The sequence below is a fragment of the Acidovorax sp. GW101-11A03 genome (assembly GCF_059424825.1).
This window is the reverse complement of record NZ_JBWKZU010000003.1, coordinates 160,237-179,711: the sequence shown is the minus strand read 5'-3', so window position 1 is coordinate 179,711 and position 19,475 is coordinate 160,237. Positions and strand designations below refer to the sequence as shown.

At 67.0% G+C, this 19,475-nt stretch carries 14 protein-coding genes; 3 read left to right on the top strand and 11 right to left on the bottom strand.

Translation table 11 applies throughout. The features are described 5' to 3' along the window. A partial coding sequence (locus tag AC07Z7_RS02935; protein ID WP_494765267.1) for an ABC transporter ATP-binding protein occupies positions 1–1,130 on the bottom strand: 1,130 nt, incomplete at its 3' end. Between the two features lie 79 nt (positions 1,131–1,209). Then, complete coding sequence (locus AC07Z7_RS02930; protein ID WP_094286901.1) at positions 1,210–2,142, bottom strand: LysR family transcriptional regulator; 933 nt, start codon at positions 2,140–2,142, stop codon at positions 1,210–1,212. A 110-nt stretch (positions 2,143–2,252) separates the two neighbouring features. On the opposite strand from AC07Z7_RS02930, the gene xdhA reads away from it, so the two are divergent. Both xdhA and xdhB read left to right on the top strand, forming a co-directional pair. Beyond that, entirely contained in the window at positions 2,253–3,761 is a 1,509-nt protein-coding gene (gene xdhA, locus AC07Z7_RS02925) for a xanthine dehydrogenase small subunit (RefSeq protein WP_494765266.1), read from the top strand. Beyond that, the gene (gene xdhB / locus AC07Z7_RS02920; protein WP_494765265.1) at positions 3,758–6,106 is read left to right on the top strand and encodes a xanthine dehydrogenase molybdopterin binding subunit; all 2,349 of its coding nucleotides are present in this window, start codon (positions 3,758–3,760) and stop codon (positions 6,104–6,106) included. Before xdhA ends, xdhB begins: the two co-directional genes overlap by 4 nt. Before the next feature lie 963 nt (positions 6,107–7,069). Here the strand turns inward: xdhB and AC07Z7_RS02915 are convergent. The 9 genes from AC07Z7_RS02915 to AC07Z7_RS02875 form a co-directional block, all read right to left on the bottom strand. Further along, entirely contained in the window at positions 7,070–10,180 is a 3,111-nt protein-coding gene (locus AC07Z7_RS02915) for an MdtB/MuxB family multidrug efflux RND transporter permease subunit (RefSeq protein WP_494765264.1), read from the bottom strand. Between the two features lie 54 nt (positions 10,181–10,234). After that, complete coding sequence (locus AC07Z7_RS02910; protein ID WP_494765263.1) at positions 10,235–12,007, bottom strand: efflux RND transporter periplasmic adaptor subunit; 1,773 nt, start codon at positions 12,005–12,007, stop codon at positions 10,235–10,237. A 148-nt stretch (positions 12,008–12,155) separates the two neighbouring features. Further along, entirely contained in the window at positions 12,156–12,797 is a 642-nt protein-coding gene (locus AC07Z7_RS02905) for a LysE family translocator (RefSeq protein ID WP_094288535.1), read from the bottom strand. A 132-nt stretch (positions 12,798–12,929) separates the two neighbouring features. Further along, the gene (locus AC07Z7_RS02900; RefSeq protein WP_240515647.1) at positions 12,930–13,490 is read right to left on the bottom strand and encodes an ABC transporter ATP-binding protein; all 561 of its coding nucleotides are present in this window, start codon (positions 13,488–13,490) and stop codon (positions 12,930–12,932) included. Between the two features lie 90 nt (positions 13,491–13,580). After that, positions 13,581–14,498 (bottom strand): EamA family transporter, encoded by a 918-nt coding sequence (locus AC07Z7_RS02895; protein ID WP_494765262.1) that lies wholly within the window; start codon positions 14,496–14,498, stop codon positions 13,581–13,583. Next, the gene (locus AC07Z7_RS02890; protein ID WP_494765261.1) at positions 14,495–15,505 is read right to left on the bottom strand and encodes an SDR family oxidoreductase; all 1,011 of its coding nucleotides are present in this window, start codon (positions 15,503–15,505) and stop codon (positions 14,495–14,497) included. The genes AC07Z7_RS02895 and AC07Z7_RS02890 overlap by 4 nt, the downstream gene beginning before the upstream one ends. After that, the gene (locus AC07Z7_RS02885; RefSeq protein WP_094288527.1) at positions 15,502–16,437 is read right to left on the bottom strand and encodes a bile acid:sodium symporter family protein; all 936 of its coding nucleotides are present in this window, start codon (positions 16,435–16,437) and stop codon (positions 15,502–15,504) included. The genes AC07Z7_RS02890 and AC07Z7_RS02885 overlap by 4 nt, the downstream gene beginning before the upstream one ends. 10 nt (positions 16,438–16,447) lie before the next feature. Further along, entirely contained in the window at positions 16,448–17,782 is a 1,335-nt protein-coding gene (locus tag AC07Z7_RS02880) for a flavin-containing monooxygenase (protein WP_494765260.1), read from the bottom strand. Continuing rightward, positions 17,779–18,624 (bottom strand): SDR family oxidoreductase, encoded by an 846-nt coding sequence (locus AC07Z7_RS02875; RefSeq protein ID WP_494765259.1) that lies wholly within the window; start codon positions 18,622–18,624, stop codon positions 17,779–17,781. Before AC07Z7_RS02875 ends, AC07Z7_RS02880 begins: the two co-directional genes overlap by 4 nt. 90 nt (positions 18,625–18,714) lie before the next feature. Here AC07Z7_RS02875 and AC07Z7_RS02870 point away from each other — a divergent pair, with 90 nt between their 5' ends. Then, positions 18,715–19,467, top strand: a complete 753-nt coding sequence (locus AC07Z7_RS02870) for an IclR family transcriptional regulator (RefSeq protein ID WP_494765258.1) — start codon at positions 18,715–18,717, stop codon at positions 19,465–19,467. The last annotated feature ends 8 nt before the right edge of the window (positions 19,468–19,475 follow it).

Here is a 19,475-nt window from a genome sequence, read left to right as displayed (position 1 = left end):
CTGCCCGACACTGCGTTCTTGCGCGTAAGCAGCAGGTTGTGCGCCAGGCCCATGGTGGGCACGGCGCCCCGGCCCAGGCGCTCCTCAGGCACAAAGTGCAGGCCCAAAGCGCGGCGCTGACCGGGGCCCATGCGACCCGCGTTCTGGCCCGTCACCTGGATGCTGGCGGGCTCCGTGCGCTGGTCTTCGCCCGACAGCGCGTAGAGCAGTTCTTTTTGTCCATTGCCCGACACCCCGGCAATGCCCACCACCTCGCCCGCCTTCACCTCGAACTGCAGGTCGATCAAGTCCACACCAAACTGGTCGGCGCGCGGCAGCGACAGGCCCTTGACGCGCAGCACGGTGGCGCCGGTCTGTACTGCGCGGTGTTCCAGCGCAGGCGGCTCGGCGCCAATCATCAGGCGCGACAGGGAGGCATTGGACTCCTCGGCCGGGTTGCACACGCCCGTGACCTTGCCACCGCGCAGCACGGTGCAGGCCGTGCATAGCGCGCGTATCTCGTGCAGCTTGTGGCTGATGTAGAGGATGCTGCAGCCCTCGCTGGCCAGCTTGCGCAGCACCACGAAGAGCTTTTCGACCGCCTGGGGCGTGAGCACCGAGGTGGGCTCGTCCAGGATCAGCACCTTGGGGTTGGTGAGCAGGGCACGGATGATTTCCACGCGCTGCATCTCGCCCACGCTCAGCGTGTGCACGGGGCGCAGGGGGTCGATGTCGAGGCCGTATTCGGCCGCCTTGGCGCTGATACGCTGCGTGACTTCGGCCAGCGTCAGGCTCTTGTCCAGGCCCAGCCACACGTTCTCGGCCACCGTCAGGGTGTCGAACAGGCTGAAGTGCTGGAACACCATGGCGATGCCCAGGGCGCGCGCCTCTTGCGGGTTGCGCACCTGCACAGCCTGGCCGTTGAAGAACACGCTGCCCTCGTCGGGCTTGACCGAGCCGTAGATGATTTTCATCAGCGTGGATTTGCCCGCGCCGTTTTCGCCCAGCACCGCATGGATTTCACCCGGCAGCACGGTGAGCGAGACACCGCTGTTGGCCACCACGGCCGGGTAGCGCTTGGTGATGCCCACAAGCTGCAGCCGGGGCGGCGGCGACGCCCCCGGGGCGGAGGGAATAGGAGGTGAACTCATGCGGGGATTGTCTCTCAGTTTTACAACTTGTTATAGGAACGAAAACACCTTCTTGCGCTTGTTCAGCATGCCCAAGCAGCTATTCTTTTCGTAGCGAAGACGCGACAGCCTTCACACACTCGCGCAGCCACACGGCCGCCGCCGAATGGTGGGTGCGCGCGTGCCAGAGCTGGTAATACATGAGCCGGGGAAACGGCACCGGGCAGGGCAGGATGGCCAGCGGCAACTGCTCCACATACCGCTCGCAATACTGGCGGCCCGTGGTCAGCACAAGCAAGCTGGATGCCACGATGCTGGGGATGAGGCTGAAATGCGCGCAGCGCGCCGTGATGTGGCGCTGCATGCCCAGGCTGTCCAGGTGCACATCGATCACGCCGCGTGCACCCGGGTGGGTGGGCGTGGGCGCGATGTGCTCGGCAGCCAGCCAGCTTTCCACATCCCAGCCGCGCCGCACGGCGGGGTGGTCCTTGCCCACCAAGCACACCACCTCGTCGCCAAAGAGGCGGCCCATGTGCAGGTCGTCCGGCGGTTGCGGCCAGTTGCCGATCACCACATCCACCTCACCCTGCGCCAGATGCGCGTGGTAGTGCGCATCGGCCGACAGCGGCAGTATCTCGATGGGGCACAGGGGCGCCTCGACCTTGATGCGGGCCACCAACTGGGGCAGGAACAACGGGTCGAGGTAGTCGCTGGCGGCGACGCGGAAAGTGCGGGTGGCGGTGCGCGGGTCAAACCCGCGTGCATCCGAAAACAGCGCCTCTGCCGCCCGCAGGATGGCCCCTGCGGGCTCCACCATGCGCAGCGCGGCATCGGTGGGCATCATGCTGGCGCCGGAGCGCACCAGAAGCGGGTCGCCCGACAGGTCGCGCAGCCGTTTGAGCGCAGCCGACACCGCCGGCTGGTGCATGCCCAGGCGGACGGCGGCCCTCGATACGCTGCGTTCTGTGAGCACGGTGTGCAAGACCCTTATGAGATGGAGGTCTATCTTGTCGAAAAGGGCGTGGTCTCTCATAGCAGTGCGTGCATTGATGTCATAAGCTTGTACTTATGCTGAAGGCCTCGGGGCGCCCTACCCTCTGATGAATTGAAGAATTGATAGCAATCGAAAAAGCGGCATCCGTCATGACCACCCAACCCTTGCAATTCCTGCGCCGAGGCCAGCCCGTGGCGCTGGGCAATGTACCACCCGACCGCACCCTGCTGGAGGTGCTGCGCGAAGACCTGGGCTGCACCGGCACCAAGGAGGGCTGCGGCGAAGGCGACTGCGGCGCCTGCACCGTGGTGCTGGGCGAAGAGCGCGGCGGCCAGCTGCACTACAGCGCCGTGAACAGCTGCATCCGCCTGGCCCATTCGGTGAATGGCATGGCGCTGTGGACGGTCGAGGACCTGGCGGAAGACCCGCTGATCCAGCCGGTGGGCGATGCCCCCGCCGCCCCACAAACGATCACGCTCCATCCTGCGCAGGAAGCGATGGTCCAGTGCCACGGCTCCCAGTGCGGGTTCTGCACTCCCGGCTTCGTGATGAGCCTCTTCGGGATGTACCAGAACCACGTTTGCCATGGTGAGCCCATCACCCGCGAGCTGGCCCAGGAAGAACTCTCGGGCAACCTGTGCCGCTGCACCGGCTACCGCCCCATCCTCGATGCCGCCCAGCAGATGGCAGCGCTGCCCGGCATGGCAGTCAATGAAGCCGAAGTGCTACAAAAATTGAAGCCTCTGGCACAAGACCAGAGCGCGCAGGCAGCCAATTTTCCTTACATCGCCCCCACCAGCCAGGCCAGCCTGCTGGCCGCACGCGCCGCTCACCCCGCTGCGCAGATCGTGGCGGGTTGTACCGACGTGGGGCTGTGGGTGACCAAGCAGCACAAGCAATACACGCAGGTGATCGACGTGACCCGCGCGGCCGAGCTGCGCGAGGTGGCGCAGCTCGCCGACGCCATCCACATCGGTGCGGCCGTGAGCCTGACCGACGCATTTGCAGCCCTCACCGCACAGTGGCCGCAGCTGCACCGATTTGCCACGCGGTTTGCTGGGCTGCCCGTGCGCAACTCCGGCACGCTGGGCGGCAACGTGGCCAACGGCTCGCCGATTGGCGACTCCATGCCGCTCTTGATCGCCCTGCGCGCCCAGGTGGTGCTGGCCAGCCAGGCCCGCGGCGAGCGCCAGCTGCCGCTGGAAGACCTCTACACCGGCTACCGGCAGAACGTGATGGCGGCGGATGAGTTGCTTGTGCGCATCGTGGTGCCCCGCCCCACCCCGCAAGAACAGCTCCGGGCATACAAGATTTCGAAGCGCTTTGACGACGACATCTCCGCCGTCTGCCTGGTGCTCAACCTCGACATCGTGGACGGCACCGTGCAGCGCGCCAGCATTGGCGCGGGCGGCGTGGCCGCCACCCCGGCCCGCGCGCGGCAGACCGAGGCTGCGCTGGCAGGCCAGCCCTGGACCGAGGCCACCGCACAGCGTGCCGCCGCCGTACTGCAGGCCGAGTTCAGCCCCATCTCGGACATGCGCGCCAGCGGCGCCTACCGCCGCCAGGTGCTGGGCAGCCTGCTGCAACGCTACTGGCTGGAGAGCCAGGGCCACCCCTCGGTGAGCCTGGACACCTTGACGCTGGAGGCCACGGTATGAACGCCCCCGAACACATCCCCACCCAGGCCCTGCCCTCGCCCACACGGGCCGCCATGGGCCATTCGCACATCCACGAAAGCGCCCGCGCCCAGGTGGCAGGCGCCGCCCACTACATCGACGACCTGCCCGAGGTGAAGGGCACGCTGTATGCGGCGCCCATCCTCTCCACGGTGGCGCATGGCCGCCTGAACGGTGTGGATGCCAGCGCCGCGCTGGCCCTGCCCGGCGTGCGTGGCGTGGTGCTGGCGAGTGATGTGCCGGGCGACAAGATCCTGGCCGCCTTCGCGCACGACGAACCGGTGTTTGCCATCGATAGCGTGCAGTTTGTAGGCCAGGTGATCGGCTTGGTGGTGGCCGACTCGGTCATGCAGGCGCGCCGTGCGGTGCGCGCCGTCAAGCTCGACATCACCCCCCTGCCTGCCGTGCTCACGGTGCAGGACGCGCTGAAAGCACAAAGCTATGTGCTGCCCCCCGTGTTTGTGCGCCGAGGCGATGCGGCCACGGGCCTGGCGCAATCCGCCCACCGCCTGAGCGGCGCATTCGAGGTGGGCGGGCAGGAGCATTTCTACCTCGAAGGCCAGATTGCCTACGCCATGCCGCTGGAGCAAAAACAGTGGTGGGTCTACTCCAGCACACAGCACCCGGGCGAGGTGCAGCACTGGGTTTCGCACGCCTTGGGCATCGACAACCACGCGGTGCGCGTGGAATGCCGCCGCATGGGTGGTGGCTTTGGCGGCAAGGAGACGCAGGCCGGGCACCTGGCCGTGTGGGCTGCCGTGGCCGCCCACAAGTTGGGTCGCCCCGTCAAGCTGCGGCTGGACCGGGACGAGGACTTCATGGTCACCGGCAAGCGCCACCCGTTTGCGTACGAGTACGACGTGGGCTTTGACGACACCGGCCGCATCACGGGCCTGAAGCTGCACATGGCTGCCAACTGCGGCTTCAGCGCCGACCTGTCGGGCCCCGTGGCCGACCGCGCCGTGTTCCACAGCGACAACGCCTATTACCTGAGCGATGTTGAGATCGCCTCGTACCGCTGCAAGACGAACACCCAGAGCCACACCGCGTTCCGCGGCTTTGGCGGCCCACAGGGCGTGATCGTGATCGAGGCCATCCTGGGCGACATCGCGCGCGCGCTGGGCCTGGACGCACAGGACGTGCGCCTGGCCAACCTCTACGGCAAAGACGCGAGCACGGGCCGCAGCGTCACCCACTACCAGATGGCGGTGGAAGACAACATCCTGCACGAGCTGATGCCCACGCTGGAGCAGACCTCGGGCTACCGCCAGCGCCAGGCCGAAATTGCGGCCTGGAACGCGCACAACCCGGTCATCAAGCGCGGCATCGCCATCACGCCCGTCAAGTTCGGCATCAGCTTCACCGCCACGCTGTTCAACCAGGCCGGCGCGCTGGTGCATGTGTACACCGACGGCAGCGTGCAGGTGAACCACGGTGGCACCGAAATGGGCCAGGGCCTGCACACCAAGGTGGCGCAGATCGTGGCCGACGAGCTGGGCGTGCCCCTCGCCCGCGTGCTGGTCACGGCCAGCGACACCAGCAAGGTGCCCAACGCCAGCGCCACCGCCGCCAGCAGCGGCACCGACCTGAACGGCCGCGCCGCCCAATATGCGGCGCGCAACGTGCGCGACAACCTGGCCTCGTTCGTGTGCGGCCTGGACGGCTGCGGCGCAGGCGCGATCCAGTTCGCGGGTGGCCAGGTGATCTCGCCCAAGGCCGTGCGCAGCTTCGACGCCGTGGTGAAGGAGGCGTACGCCAACCGCATCCAGCTGTGGAGCGACGGCTTTTATCGCACGCCCAAGATCCACTACGACAAGGCCACGCTCACCGGGCGCCCCTTCTATTACTTTGCCTACGGCGCCGCCTGCACCGAGGTGGCCATCGACACCCTCACCGGCGAGAGCCGCGTGCTGAAGGTGGACATCCTGCACGACGTGGGCCACAGCATCAACCCGGCCATCGACATCGGCCAGATCGAGGGTGGCTTTGTGCAGGGCATGGGCTGGCTCACCACCGAGCAGCTGGTGTGGAACGACAAGGGTTACTTGGCCACCCACGCACCCAGCACGTACAAGATCCCGGCGACGGGGGACATCCCGGCGCACTTCAAGGTGGACTTGTGGCCCGAAGCCAACCGCGAGGACAACGTGGGCGGTAGCAAGGCGGTGGGGGAGCCGCCGTTCATGCTGGCGATCAGTGTGTATGAGGCGCTGCGCAATGCGGTGGCGGCTGGGCGCAGTGGCGTGGATGCTGCGGCGCCGGTGGTGTTGACGGCACCGGCGACTGCGGAGAATGTGTTGAGGGCGTTGGGGCGGGTGGGGGATTGAGGTTTTTTTGGCCTCTACCGCCTGCTGGTTATGCCTTTTTAGCTAGTATTTTTATAGCATTTTGATTTCTACTCGGCGTTCGGACTGAGCTTCTGTCTAAGTCTGGGCGCGAGCCCCATCCGTTCGGGCTGAGCTTGTCGAAGGCTTGGCGTGCTGGTTTGGAAGGTGTGCTTGGGTTCAGGGCGGAGGCCGGGGTGTGCGCCCGGCGGCGCAGTGGCTTTCTTTTGCTTCGCCAAAAGAAAGTCACCAAAGAAAAGGCGACCCTGCACGCTGCGTCCCTCCGCTTCGCTGCGGGCAACCTGCGGTGCTCGGACGTGGGGCGCGCCGTGGAACTCGCTTTGCGCTGCGCGCGCCGCTCGGACAACCACGGCGAGTCAGTGCACGAAGCACGGGCGCCTCGACGCCCGTGCCGCCCCACGCCCTGCGCTCCTCGGCGCATCGTGAAGGGGACCCGCGAATCGGACATCCACACGGGCCATTGCTGCGCTCGGCCCAGCCTGCGCAGCGCGAGGCGCTTGCGCCCGCGAGAGGGGGCCGAGCGAAGCAAAGGCCCGTGTGGCTGTTCGGCTGTTTGGGTGTTTAGGTGTTCGGCTGCCCACCCCCTGCTGGCTGCGCCTGCGGCGGGGCGGCTGTGGGGTGGCATGGGCGTCGAAGCGCCCATGCTTCGTGCTCTGACTCGCCGTGGTTGTCCGAGCGGCGCGCGCAGCGCAAAGCGAGTTCCACGGCGCACCCCGCAACCGCCCCGCCGCAGGTTTGCCCCGGAGCGCAGCGAAGGGGTCGCAGACTGGGGGTCGCCTTTTCTTTGCTTACTTTCTTTTGGCGAAGCAAAAGAAAGTGAGTCGCCTGCCGGGGCGACAACCCGGCCTCCGCCCTCAACCCCAGCACGCCTTCCAAACCAGCACGCCAAGGCTTCGACAAGCTCAGCCCGAGCGGTGAATGAAAAAGCGCAATCCACGGATGCCATCACGCCCCCTCACCCCGCCGCCCACGCCACCGCTGCGCCCACCCCTCAAACGTGAGGTAAATCACCGGCGTCGTGAACAGCGTGAGCAACTGGCTCAGAATCAGCCCCCCCACCATCGTCACCCCCAGCGGGTGCCGCAACTCGCTGCCCACCCCCGTGCCCAGCATCATCGGCAAGGCCCCCAGCAAAGCCGCCAACGTCGTCATCAAGATCGGCCGGAACCGCAACAGACATGCCTGGTAAATCGCATCACGCGCACTCAAGCCCTCGTCCCGCTGCGCCTCCAGCGCAAAGTCGATCATCATGATCGCGTTCTTCTTTACGATGCCGATCAGCAGCACGATGCCGATGATGGCAATGATGTCCAGGTCCAGCCGCGCTGCCATCAACGCCAGCAAGGCCCCCACCCCGGCCGAGGGCAGCGTGGACAAAATCGTGACCGGGTGCACAGTGCTCTCGTACAGCACGCCCAGCACGATGTACATGGTGACCACCGCCGCCAGGATCAGCAGCAGCGTGTTCGACAACGACGCCTGAAACGCCAGCGCCGCGCCCTGAAAGCTCGTCTCCACCGACAGCGGCAACAACCCCTCGGCCTTCACGGCAGCCTTCTCGCGCTCGATGGCGGCCACGGCATTGCCCAGCGACACGCCCGGCGCGGTGTTGAACGAAATCGTCGCAGCCGGCAACTGGCCCACGTGGTTGACCACCAGCGGCATGTTGCGCTCCTCGATGCGCGCCACCGACGACAGCGGCACCGGCGCCCCCGCGCTCGACGGCACATAGATGCTCTGCAGTGCCTCGGGCCCCACCTTGAACTGTGGCGCCACCTCCAGCACCACGCGGTACTGGTTGGACTGGGTGAAGATGGTCGAGATCAGCCGCTGGCCAAAGGCGTTGTACAGCGCCGCGTCAATGCCCGCCACCGTCACGCCCAGGCGACTGGCCTGGGCGCGGTCGATCTGCACATAGGCTTGGCGGCCCTGGTCCTGCAGGTCGCTGGCCACATCGGTCAGCTCGGGCAGGGCGCGCAGGCGGCGAAGCAACTCGGTGGTGCTGGTGGTGAGCTGCTGCATGTCGGGCGACGACAGCAGCCACTGGTACTGCGTGCGCGCCACCCGGTCTTCGATGGTCAGGTCCTGCACAGGCTGGATGAACAGACGGATGCCCGGCAGGTTCTGTACGCGCTCGGCCAGGCGCTGCTGCACCACATCGGCCTTGTCGCGCTGCGCGTGCGGCTGCAGGTCGATCAGCAGGCGGCCCGTATTGAGCGTGGTGTTGGCCCCATCCACGCCAATGAACGACGAGATGCTGCGCACGGCGGGGTCTTCGAGCAGCCGCTCGGCCACGGCCTGCTGGCGCGCGGCCATGCCCGCAAACGAGATCGACTGGTCCGCCTCGGTGGTGGCTTGCAGCGTGCCGGTGTCCTGCACCGGGAAGAAGCCCTTGGGGATGAACAGGTAAAGCACCACGGTGAGCGCCAGCGTGGCCAGGAACACCAGCCAGGTCCAGCCTCGCCGGTCCAGCACCCAGGCCAGCATGCGGCCGTAGCCCGCAATCGTGCGGTCAAAGAACTGGCCCGTGGCCTGGTACAGGCGGCCGTGGCTGTCTTCGGGGGTGTGGCGCAGCAGCCGCGCGCACAGCATCGGGGTGAGCGTGAGTGACACCACGGCCGAGATCAGGATGGACACGGCCAGCGTGATGGCGAACTCGTGGAACAGCCGCCCCACCACATCGCCCATGAACAGCAGCGGGATCAGCACCGCAATCAGCGAAATGGTGAGCGAGATGATGGTGAAGCCGATCTGCTGCGAGCCCTTGAGCGCGGCCGCGAGCGGCGCCTCGCCCTCTTCCACATAGCGGGCAATGTTCTCGATCATCACGATGGCATCGTCCACCACAAAGCCGGTGGAGATCGTCAGCGCCATCAGCGTGAGGTTGTTGATGGAGAACCCCGCGAGGTACATCACACCGCAGGTTCCGATGAGCGACAGCGGCACGGCCACGCTCGGGATCAGCGTGGCCGAGGGACTGCGCAGGAAGACAAAGATCACTGCCACCACCAGCACCACGGCCAGGCCCAGCTCTACCTGCATGTCGCGCACCGAGGCGCGCACCGTCACCGTGCGGTCCGTCAGCACCTGCACATCCAGCGACGCGGGCAAGGTGCTTTGCAGCTGCGGCAGCAGGGCCTTGATGCGGTCCACTGTGTCGATCACGTTGGCGCCGGGCTGGCGGCGGATGTTGAGGATCACGCCGGGCTTGGCGCCCGTGTCTGCCGTGCCCGCCCAGGCGGCGAGGCGGGTGTTCTCGGCATCGTCCACCGTGTCGGCCACGTCCTTCAGGCGCACCGGGGCGCCGTTCTTGAAGGCGATGATGAGGTCACGGTACTCCGCCGCCGACTGCAGCTGGTCGTTGGCGTCAATGGTGGATGCACGTGCAGCGCCATCAAAGCCGCCCTTGGCCTGCTTCACGTTGGCGGCCGCAATGGAGGTTCGCACGTCCTCCAGCGTGAGGCCCAGCTGCGCCAGTGCCGTGGGGTTGGCCTGGATGCGCACAGCCGGGCGGCGCCCGCCCGCAATCGCCACCAGACCCACGCCCTGCACCTGCGAGAGCTTGGGTGCCAGGCGGTTTTCCACCAGATCGTTCACGCGGATCACGGGCAGCGAGGGCGAGGTGATGGCCAGCGTGAGGATGGGCGCATCGGCCGGGTTGACCTTGCTGTACAGCGGCGGCATGGGCAGGTCGTTGGGCAGCAGATTGCTGCCTGCATTGATGGCTGCCTGCACCTGCTGCTCGGCCACGTCCAGCGCCATGTCGAGCGCAAAACGCAGCGTGATCACCGAAGCCCCGCCCGAGCTGGTGGACGACATTTGCGACAGCCCCGGCATCTGGCCGAACTGCCGCTCCAGCGGCGCCGTGACGTTGGAGGTCATCACATCGGGGCTCGCGCCTGGATACAGCGTGGTGACCTGGATGGTGGGGTAGTCCACCTCGGGCAGGGCCGAGGTGGGCAGCAGCCGGTAGGCCATCAGCCCCGCGATCAGGATCGCCACCATGAGCAGCGCGGTGGCGATGGGACGCAGGATAAAAAGGCGCGACAGGTTCATGGCGACGGGTGCGCTGGCAAGACAGGCAGGGGAGAAACCGGGGTGCCGCTGCGCTCAGCGCGCCGGGCTGGCCGCGCCACCCTGGGACGGCGGCTGCTGCTGCAGCCGCTCGCGGATGTAGGCACGGCGCTCCTCCTGCGGCATTGCCATCACGCGGGCGCGCTCGTCGGCGGGCATCTGGTCCAGCAGAGCCTTCACCTGCGGAGGGATGCCCCGAGGGGGTTCCGCAGCGCGATCACCAGGCGCTGCGGGGGCTGCAGGCGGTGCAGGCGGCGCTGCGCCTGGGGATGCTTGCGGTGCGGCGGCACGGGCCGGCGTTTCACTGCGCTGCGGTTGTGGTGCTGCCGAGGCCTGCGGGCCGGACGCAGGGGCAGCAGCGGGAGCACCCACACCCGACGCGGAAGAGACAGCAGCAGAGGCCGCCGACGCTGGAGCCGCTGCGCCGCCCGCACCCATCTGTGCCCGCCGCTCGCGCAAAAAGGCGCGGCGCTCTTCAGGACTCATCTTCTGCAACTTTTCGCGCACCTCGGGCGGCAGCGATGCGATGAAGGCGCGGCGCTGCGCGGCCTGGTCCTGGGCCGCCTGGTCGGCGCGCGTCACGGCCCCCGCGTCGATCACGGCGACCTTGGCGCCTTCGCGCAGGCGGTCGATGCCATCGGTGACCACCTGCTCGCCCTCGCGCAGATCGCCTTCGATGCTCACACGCTCGCCGTCGGTCACGCCCACCCGGATGCGGCGCTGGGTCACGGTACTGTCTTCCTGCACCAGGTACACGTAGTTGTTCTGCACGGCCGTGGTGGGCACGGTGAGCACGGCCTCAAGCAGGTTGACCTGCAGGCGCACATTGACGAACTGGTTGGGATACAGCGCACCGTCGTCATTGGCAAAGGCGGCCTTGACCTTGATGGTGCCCGTGGCGGTGTCGATGGCGTTGTCCAGCGCGACCACGCGCCCCTTGGCCAGTTGGCGGCGGGCGTCGCGGTCCCACAGCTCCACAGGCAGTTCTTCACCGGCGGCCAGGCGGCGGCGCATTTGCGGCAGGTGCACCTCGGGCACGGAGAACGCGGCATCCATCGGCCGCACCTGGTTGATGGTGACCAGGCCATTGGCATCGCTCGGCCCCACCACATTGCCCTTGTCGGCCTGGCGCAGGCCCAGCCGCCCGGCGAACGGCGCAGTGACCTGGGTGTAGCTCAGCTGCAGGCGTGCGGCATCCACCTGGGCCTGATCGGATGCCACGGTGCCCTCCAGCTGGCGCACCAGCGCGGCCTGGGTGTCCACCTGCTGGCTGGCGATGGAGTCTCGGGCCAGCAGGTCTTGGTAGCGCTTGAGGTCAAGCTGCGCGTTCTTGAGCAGCGCCTGGTCGCGCTGCAGCGTGCCCTGCGCCTGCGACAGCGCAGCCTGGTAGCTGCGGGGGTCGATCTCGGCCAGCACCTGGCCTGCGCGCACCTCGTCACCTTCCTTGAAGCGCACCGCCACCAGCTCGCCACTCACCTTGGCGCGCACCACGGCGGTGGCACGGGCGCTCATGGTGCCGATGGCGCTCACCACCACGCGCACATCGCCGCGCTGCACGGTGCCTACCGACACGGGCTGTACGTTGCCGCCGCCAAAGCGCCCTGGGCCGCCTGCTGGCTTGCTGCCCGCAGGGCCCGCAGCACCGGAAACAGGGACGGACGCCGCCTGGCGCTGCTTCCACCACCAGCCCCCGCCCCCAACGCCCCCGACAACCAGGACGGCCAACAACACGGCAGGCAACAGGCGCAGCTTGCCGGATTGCGATACAGCGGGCCGCTGCGAACAAGCGAACAAACGGGTCAGTGGCATGGTGGAGCGCAACAATGGATAGGCAAGGAGCAATGGTAGCCAGCGCACCCCCGGCGGCTGCCGACCTGCAGCCCCCCTTTACCGAGGATTTACGCGCGCTTTGGCCGAGGTTTACCGGCGCCGCAGCGGCGCCCACCTCGGGATGAATTCAGCGGTTGGTGGCCAGCAAAAGGCCACCGGCGCCCATGAAGAAACCGCCCGTGGCCTTGTTCAGCCGCGCCACACCGCGCGAGGTGCGGATGAAGCGACGGATCTGGCGGCCAAAGCTGGCGTACACGGCGGTCGATACGAATTCGCTGCCCAGATAAATGGAGCCCAGCACCAGGAATTGGCGCGCAGCGGGCTGCGCCGGGTCGATGAACTGCGGGAAGATCGCCGCAAACAGGATGATGGCCTTGGGATTGGTGATGCCCAGCAGAAACTCCTGGGTGATGAGCGCACGCAGATGAACCTGGGCCGGCTGGCCCGATGCCTGGGCGCCGCCAGGAGCATCCTCCAGCGCCAGACCGCTGAACTCGCGGCTGTGCCAGGCCTTCCAGCCCAGCCAGAACAGGTAGGCGGCGCCCACCCATTTCACGGCCGTGAACGCCGCCTCGGACGCCAGCAGCATCGCCCCCAGCCCTACCGCAGACACCGTCAGAAAGATCGCAAACGCCGCTGCCCGGCCCACCGTGGCGATCATCGCGGGGCCCACGCCCGCACGGATGCCGTTGTTGAGACCACAGAAGTTGTTGGGCCCGGGGGTGAGCGAGATGGCGATGGCAACCGGAACAAATAGCAGCGCATCCATGGTGCGGTCCTTGCAGGGTGAGGCGTGTGAGAGGAAACGAAACGGTCAGCGCTGCAGTCTACGGCAGACCTTGCCTACACAACCGCCCCCAGGGTACATGCCCCCAAGGCGCCCTCTACCACCTCACGACCGCTACAGATCCAGCACCGAGCCCCAGGGCACATCGGGCAGGGCTTCGTAATGCGCCACCACGGTCAGGCGGTCTGGCCGGGCCGCCTGGGACGCCAGAGCCTGCGCCAGGTAGCGGGCGGAAGGTTTATCCAGCCCGCCCACCGGCTCGTCGATCAAGGTCAGCGGTGCGTTCGAGGCCAAGGCCCCAGCCATGAGCACCTTGCGCTTGCTGCCGGTAGACAGGGCATAAAAAGGCTTGTCCAGGTGCTCGTGGAGGCTGAACCCGTCGATGTGCTCCACCAGGGCTGCCGCATCCCACAGGGGGTAGCGCGCCGGCAGACTGTCGAGCCAACCCCGGGCCGTGAGCGGGTCCCACTCGCTGGATCGCGGGTCCGCCCAGAAGACCAGTGGTGCCGAGGCCTTGGCGGCCTGGTTCAGGTCCACCCCTTGCAGCACGATATGGCCAGCCTGCGCCGTCAGTTCGCCAGCCAGCACACGCAGCAGCGTGGTTTTGCCGGTGCTTTCATCACCCCGCACCAAAGCCAGACCCGGGGGCCAGGCCAGCGACAGGTTGTCCAGCACCGCACACTCCGGGTACGCAAACCGCAACCCTTTCACCCACAAAAACGCGCTCTCAGCCACCCTATCTCCTCGATGCGGAAAGCGGCCATTCTAGGAAGCTGCAGCACGCCGGGCCCACCACAAGCCTCCCACCTGGTTCACCACCAGCCCGCAGAGCACTGCGGCTGCGCCCAGCCACTGCAGAGGCGCCGGGGTTTCACCCAGAAAGGCATAAGCCGCCCACAGCCCCACCACCGGCACCAGCAGCGAAAACGGTGTGACACGCCCCGCCGCATGGCGTTGCAGCAGTTGCGTCCACAGCGTGTAGGCCAGCAGTGTGGCCAAAAAGGCCAGGTAGGCCACGGCCAGCAACCCTTTGCCATTCAAAGACTGCAGCTGTGCCCACACGGCGGTGGAGCCTTCACTCCACAACGCCAGCGCAAAGAACGGCCCGATGGGCACCACGCTGCTCCACACGATGAAAGGAAACGGCGCATACGCCCCGGCCTGTGCCGCGCGGCGCGCCACCAGGTTGGACACCGCCCACATGAATGCGGCGCCGAGGGTGAGCACAAACCCCGCCAGCGTCATCTGGCCCGGCCCCTCGCCATGCGCGAGGCCGATGGCCATCAAGCCGCCGAACGCCAGCAACAAGCCGCCCCACTGCCAGGGCTTGGCGCGCTCCCCCAGCAACGGCGCGGCCAGCAGCAAAGTGAAGAACGCCTGGGTCTGCATCACCACCGACGCCATGCCCGCCGTCATGCCCAGCTGCAGCCCCAGAAACAGAAAACCAAACTGCCCCAAGCCCTGCGCCAACCCGTAGCCCACCACAAAACGCCAGGGCAGCGAAGGGCGCGGCACGAACAGCAGGAATGGCAGCGACGCCGCCGTAAAGCGCAGCGCGCCCAGCAGCATCGGGCTGAGCCCCTGCAAGCCGAACTTCATCACCACAAAGTTCAGCCCCCAGATGACCACCACCGCCAAGGCGCGCAACAGGTCGCCACGGCTTAAGGCCGCTGGCGCACTCATGCGGCAGCCACCGATGCGCCCGCCGCCACCGGGCGGCCCTGCCGCGCCCGTGCAGTGACGAAAGCCTCAAACGCCTGGGCACTGGTCTTGCCGGGCACATAGCCCAGCACCTCCTTGAGTGCGGTATTCAGCAGCACCGGCCGGTAGCGCAGAAAGTCGAGCTGCTCAGGGCCATAGCGGCTCACACCGAGCGCAGAGCCCACCGCCAGCGCGGTGCGCAGCAGCCCGGCGGGCAGCTCCAGCACGGGCTTGCCCAGGCGCCGGGCGATCTCACGCAAAGGCAAGGCACCATCGCCCGCCAGGTTGAAACAGCCCGCCCGCTGCGTGCGCAAGGCATGCAGGATGGCACCGGTCACGTCTTCGTCCCAGATGAAGACAAACGGGCTCTCGCTGCCCCGGATGGCGAGCAGGCGCGGCTTTTCAAACAAGGCGGTGATCTGGTTGTCCACCCGCTCACCCAGGATGGTGCCAATGCGCAGCACCGTCTGCGCCAGCGCCGGGTGCTGCGTGCGGTATTGCGCCAGCATCTCCTCCACCAGCCGCTTGTGGTGTGAATAGGCAAACACCTCGTTGCCCCGCAGCGCATCCGTCTCGCGCAGCCATTCGGGGTTGTCGGCGTGGTAGCCGTAGGCCGCACCGCTGGAGCTGACGACCAGCTGCTTCACGCCAGTGGCCACACAGGCATCCAGCACGTTCTGGCTGCCCAGCACGTCCACCGAATATTCGAACTCGCGGCTGGAGCCCTTGCCGGGCGTAACGATGGACGCCAGGTGCACTACGCTGTCGATGGCGTGGTCCGCCAGTGTCTTCGCCAATCCGGGGTCGCGCACGTCCTGCACCAGATAGGAAACGCCGGACAGGCGGCGCTCAGCAGGCACCTCGCGCACATCGGCCGCCACGATCACGCCCGCCTGTTCGCGTGCCAGCGCTGCCACCACGCTACGGCCCAGAAAGCCGTCGGCGCCAGTGACGAGGATGCGGCGGTTTGCCCATGCCGCGCCGCTCATGCGCGCTGCTCCCTGGCGCCATCGGCGGGCGGCACGGCAGCGGGCCTACGGCCCCACCAGCCCGCCAGCGCCAGGCCCGCGATGATGTCCCAGAAACCCCAGACACCCGCCACCACCGCCATGCCCCCCAGCCCGCCAAAGAAGCTGAAGATCAGCACCAGGCCCAACCCGGCGTTTCGGATGCCGACCTCGATGCTCACTGCGCGCCGGTCGTAGTCCGGCAGGCCGCTCAGGCGCGCGCAGGCATAGCCGGTGCCAAAGGCCAAGGCATCGTGCAGCGCCACAGCCAGCAACACCAGGCCCACATAGTCCAGAAAATAGCGCCAGTTGCCCGCCACGGCACCGATGATGAAACCGATCAGGCAGACAAAACTGAGGATGCGCACGGGCTTGTTCACGCGCTGTGTGAGGCGCGGCAACTTTTCGGCACAGAGAATACCCAGCACAAACGGAATGCCGATGATGGCCACAATGTGGCCCGCCATCTCCAGCGGGTCGAGCGCAATGCTGCGTAGCAGCGGCGCCGCCGTGGGGTGCATGCCTCCCCAGAAGGCGAAGTTGAGCGGCATGAGCACGATGGCCAGCGCGTTGGAGATGGCCGTCATCGACACTGACAGCGCCACATTGCCTCCGGCACGGTGTGTGAGGATGTTGCTCACATTGCCCGGCGGGCAGCAGGCCACCAGGATCATGCCCAGCGCAATGCTGGGCCCAGGCTGAAGCAGCAGCGTGAGCACAAAGGTCACTGCAGGCAGCACGATGAACTGCGCGGCAATGCCCACCGCCATGGCGCCCGGCATGCGCAGCACGCGCTTGAAATCGGCAACGCGCGTGTCCAGCGCGATGCCGAACATGAGAAAACCCAGCACCACGTTGAGCACCACCAGCGATGCGGGGTTGAAGTTGAGGCGTATTTCGTCCACGGGCAGCATGGCGGTCCTTTCAGGCGAGGGCAGCGGCCGCTGCGCGCACCGCGTTGCGGTAGGTGTCCTTGTGCACGTAGTACGCCATGCGTTCGAGCTTGAGGTATTTGAAGCCACCCGACAGATCGGGTGGTGGCCCGGCCTTGGCCTGTCGCAGGGCCTCGGCGCGCTGCGAACCCTCGGCCTGCGCCTTGAAGAAGCGCGCCACCAGTTCGGCCTGTTCATAGCGCCCCTGCCAGCCGATGCCACTCGCCTCGATCATGCCCATCACCGCCAGGTTGTCGAAACGGGGCGACAGGATGTTGAGGTACAGCTGCGGCGCCATGCCCTGCCAGTTGAGCAGGCTGTGGTCGATGAAGGGGTAGTGCAGCTTGTAGCCCGTGGCGCAGAGCACCAGATCGTAGTCCTGTGCGCGGCCGTCCTTGAAGAACACGGTGCGGCCCTCAAAACGTGCGATGTCAGGCTTCACATGAATGTCCCCATGGCCCAGGTGGTGCAACACCAGCGAATTGACCACCGGGTGCGACTCGTACATCTTGTAGTCGGGCTTGGGCAAACCAAACCGCACAGGATCGCCGGTGAACCACTGCAGCACCACGCTGTCGATCTTCTGTTTGAGCCAGGGCGGCATCTTGAACTTGCCCCCCAGCGTGTCGGCTGGCTGGCCGAACACGTATTTGGGGACGAAGTAGTAGCCGCGCCGCACCGACAGATCCACGCTGCGCGCGTAATGCACCGCATCCACGGCTATGTCGCAGCCCGAGTTGCCCGCGCCCACCACCAACACGCGTTTGCCTTTGAACAACTCCGCACTTTTGTAGGCGCTGGTGTGCAGCAGTTCGCCATCAAACTGGCCTTCAAAGCGCGGCATGTTGGGCTCGGCCAGCGTGCCATTGGCAATCACCACGCCCTTGAACTCTGCGGTCTGCGCGGGTCCGCCGTGCTGGCTCCAGGTAACGCGCCACAGCGGCGCTGCGCCCTCGCCCACGGGTTCCACCTTCAAGACGCGGGTGCCAAACCAGTAGCAGGGACGCAAACTAAAGTGCGCGGCAAAGTCCATGAAGTACTGCCGCATCTCGCGGTGGCTGGGGTAGTCGGCCACCTCGGCGCGCATGGGGAACTCGGTGAACTCCGTGGTGTGTTTGCTGGAGATGAGGTGTGCCGATTCGTAGACCGTGCTGCGCGGGTTCTCGATGTTCCACAAACCGCCCACGTCGGTGTGCGCCTCAAAGCCCTGGAAGGGCACGCCCAGCTTTTGCAGGTTGCGCGCAGCCGCCAGGCCACTGGGGCCTGCGCCTATCAGGGCGATCTGGGTGCGGGTATCTGCCACAGTGGGTGTTGTCTCCGTTGTCATGCGTTTTTGCTTTCGTTGTGTATCGGTGTCTCTGCAGGCAACGGCAGGCCCGGAATGGCCGTGGCCCCCGCCTCGCCCACGCGTGGCTTGCGCGGCTGGCCCAGCAGCAGTCGGTCGTGCAGGGCGTCGGGCAACAGGTTCAGCAAGCGGGCCAACCAGCCGATGCGCGCGGGCAGCACGATGTGGGTACGCCCTTGCGCGACGCCCGCCAGCAGAGCCCGGGCAGCGGCTTCGGGCTCCATCAGGCCCGGCATGGCAAAACGGTTGCCCGCCGTGAGCGCGGTACGCAAATAGCCGGGGCTGACCGTGCTGACCACAATGGATTCGCCGCGCAACTCAGCCCGCAGGCTCTCCAGGTAGCGGATGAGCCCGCCCTTGCTCGCGCAGTAGGCGCCGTTGCCCGGCATGCCACGCCAGCCCGCAATGCTGGCCACGCCCACCAGGGCACCGCGCCGCCGCGCGCGCATGGCTTTCACAAACGGCTGGAAGGTGGTGGCGGCGCCCAGCAGGTTGATTTCCAGCATGCGCCGCATCACCGCGAGGTCGTCGGCTTCGGCGGTGTCAAAGCCACCAGCCACCCCGGCATTGGCAATGACAAGATCAGGCGTTCCCCAACGTCCCATCCAGTCGGCAGCCATGGCCTGCATGGCCGTGGCGTCGGCCACATCGGGCGTGTAGACAGCACAGCGCTCTGGCGCCAGTGCGGCCAGTGTCTCCAGCACGGGCTGGTTCAGGCCCACCAGCGCCACGGCGGCGCCCTGGCCGATCAGCTCCCGCGCCAGGGCCTGGCCCAGGCCACCACAAGCGCCGGTGAGTACCGCGTTCTGAAAAGTCGCCGCCATGAGCACCCCGTGAAATGTTGGTTTGCAGCTTAGCCACAATGCTCAATAATCCCGAAATGTTTTATGGATTCGTCTCGAATTCCGGGATTTATGACCAACCCATCCCCCAGCCTGCGCCTGTTTGAACTGCTGGAAATCATGTGCGCCCATGGCCGCCCGTTCAGTTTGGCGGACGCCATCGAGGCCACCGGCTGGCCCAAACCCAGCGTGCACCGCATGCTGGGCCAGCTCGAAAGCGGTGGCCTGCTGGCGCGCGAGCCCGATGGGCGCCGCTACACCCCCGCGCCCCGCCTGCTGCGCCTGGCCGAAAGCACGCTCAGCGCGGGGACCCAGCATGGCGTGCGCCATGCGGTGCTGCGCCAGCTGGTGGCCGATATTGGCGAGAGCTGCAACCTCACGGCGCTCAGCGGCGCCGAGGTGATCTACCTGGACCGCGTGGAGTCGGCCTTTCCGCTGCGCATGGAGCTGCGGCCCGGCACGCGTGTGCCCATCCACTGCTCGGCCAGCGGCAAGCTGTTTCTGGCCCACCTGTCGGCCGCGCGCCGGGCGGCGATCCTGGACGGACTGCCGCTGACCCGCCACACGGCCACGACTTTGACCGACCGCGCCGCCCTGGAGGCCGAGCTGGAGCAGATCCTGCGGCAGGGTTACGCCACAGACGCCGAAGAGTTTGTGGATGGTCTCGTTTGTGTGGCTGTGCCTGTGCTAGGCAGCGGGGGGCGGAAGGTACGCTGCGCCGTGGCACTGCAAGCACCAGCAGCACGCATGCCGCTGGCGCAGGCGCTACAGCAGGTGACCCGCCTGGGCGAAGCCGCCCAGGCGCTGGGCCGTACCTGGACATGACATCTCTT

What these genes read in the sequence shown, in the direction of transcription:
- AC07Z7_RS02905 (WP_094288535.1), bottom strand. Translation starts at nt 12,797, where the DNA reads ATGGATGCGCTGCTATTTGTTCCGGTTGCCATCGCCATCTCGCTCACC.
- AC07Z7_RS02915 (WP_494765264.1), bottom strand. Translation starts at nt 10,180, where the DNA reads ATGAACCTGTCGCGCCTTTTTATCCTGCGTCCCATCGCCACCGCGCTG.
- AC07Z7_RS02870 (WP_494765258.1), top strand. Translation starts at nt 18,715, where the DNA reads ATGACCAACCCATCCCCCAGCCTGCGCCTGTTTGAACTGCTGGAAATC.
- AC07Z7_RS02885 (WP_094288527.1), bottom strand. Translation starts at nt 16,437, where the DNA reads ATGCTGCCCGTGGACGAAATACGCCTCAACTTCAACCCCGCATCGCTG.
- AC07Z7_RS02880 (WP_494765260.1), bottom strand. Translation starts at nt 17,782, where the DNA reads ATGACAACGGAGACAACACCCACTGTGGCAGATACCCGCACCCAGATC.
- AC07Z7_RS02875 (WP_494765259.1), bottom strand. Translation starts at nt 18,624, where the DNA reads ATGGCGGCGACTTTTCAGAACGCGGTACTCACCGGCGCTTGTGGTGGC.
- xdhB (WP_494765265.1), top strand. Translation starts at nt 3,758, where the DNA reads ATGAACGCCCCCGAACACATCCCCACCCAGGCCCTGCCCTCGCCCACA.
- AC07Z7_RS02930 (WP_094286901.1), bottom strand. Translation starts at nt 2,142, where the DNA reads ATGAGAGACCACGCCCTTTTCGACAAGATAGACCTCCATCTCATAAGG.
- AC07Z7_RS02895 (WP_494765262.1), bottom strand. Translation starts at nt 14,498, where the DNA reads ATGAGTGCGCCAGCGGCCTTAAGCCGTGGCGACCTGTTGCGCGCCTTG.
- AC07Z7_RS02890 (WP_494765261.1), bottom strand. Translation starts at nt 15,505, where the DNA reads ATGAGCGGCGCGGCATGGGCAAACCGCCGCATCCTCGTCACTGGCGCC.
- xdhA (WP_494765266.1), top strand. Translation starts at nt 2,253, where the DNA reads ATGACCACCCAACCCTTGCAATTCCTGCGCCGAGGCCAGCCCGTGGCG.
- AC07Z7_RS02910 (WP_494765263.1), bottom strand. Translation starts at nt 12,007, where the DNA reads ATGCCACTGACCCGTTTGTTCGCTTGTTCGCAGCGGCCCGCTGTATCG.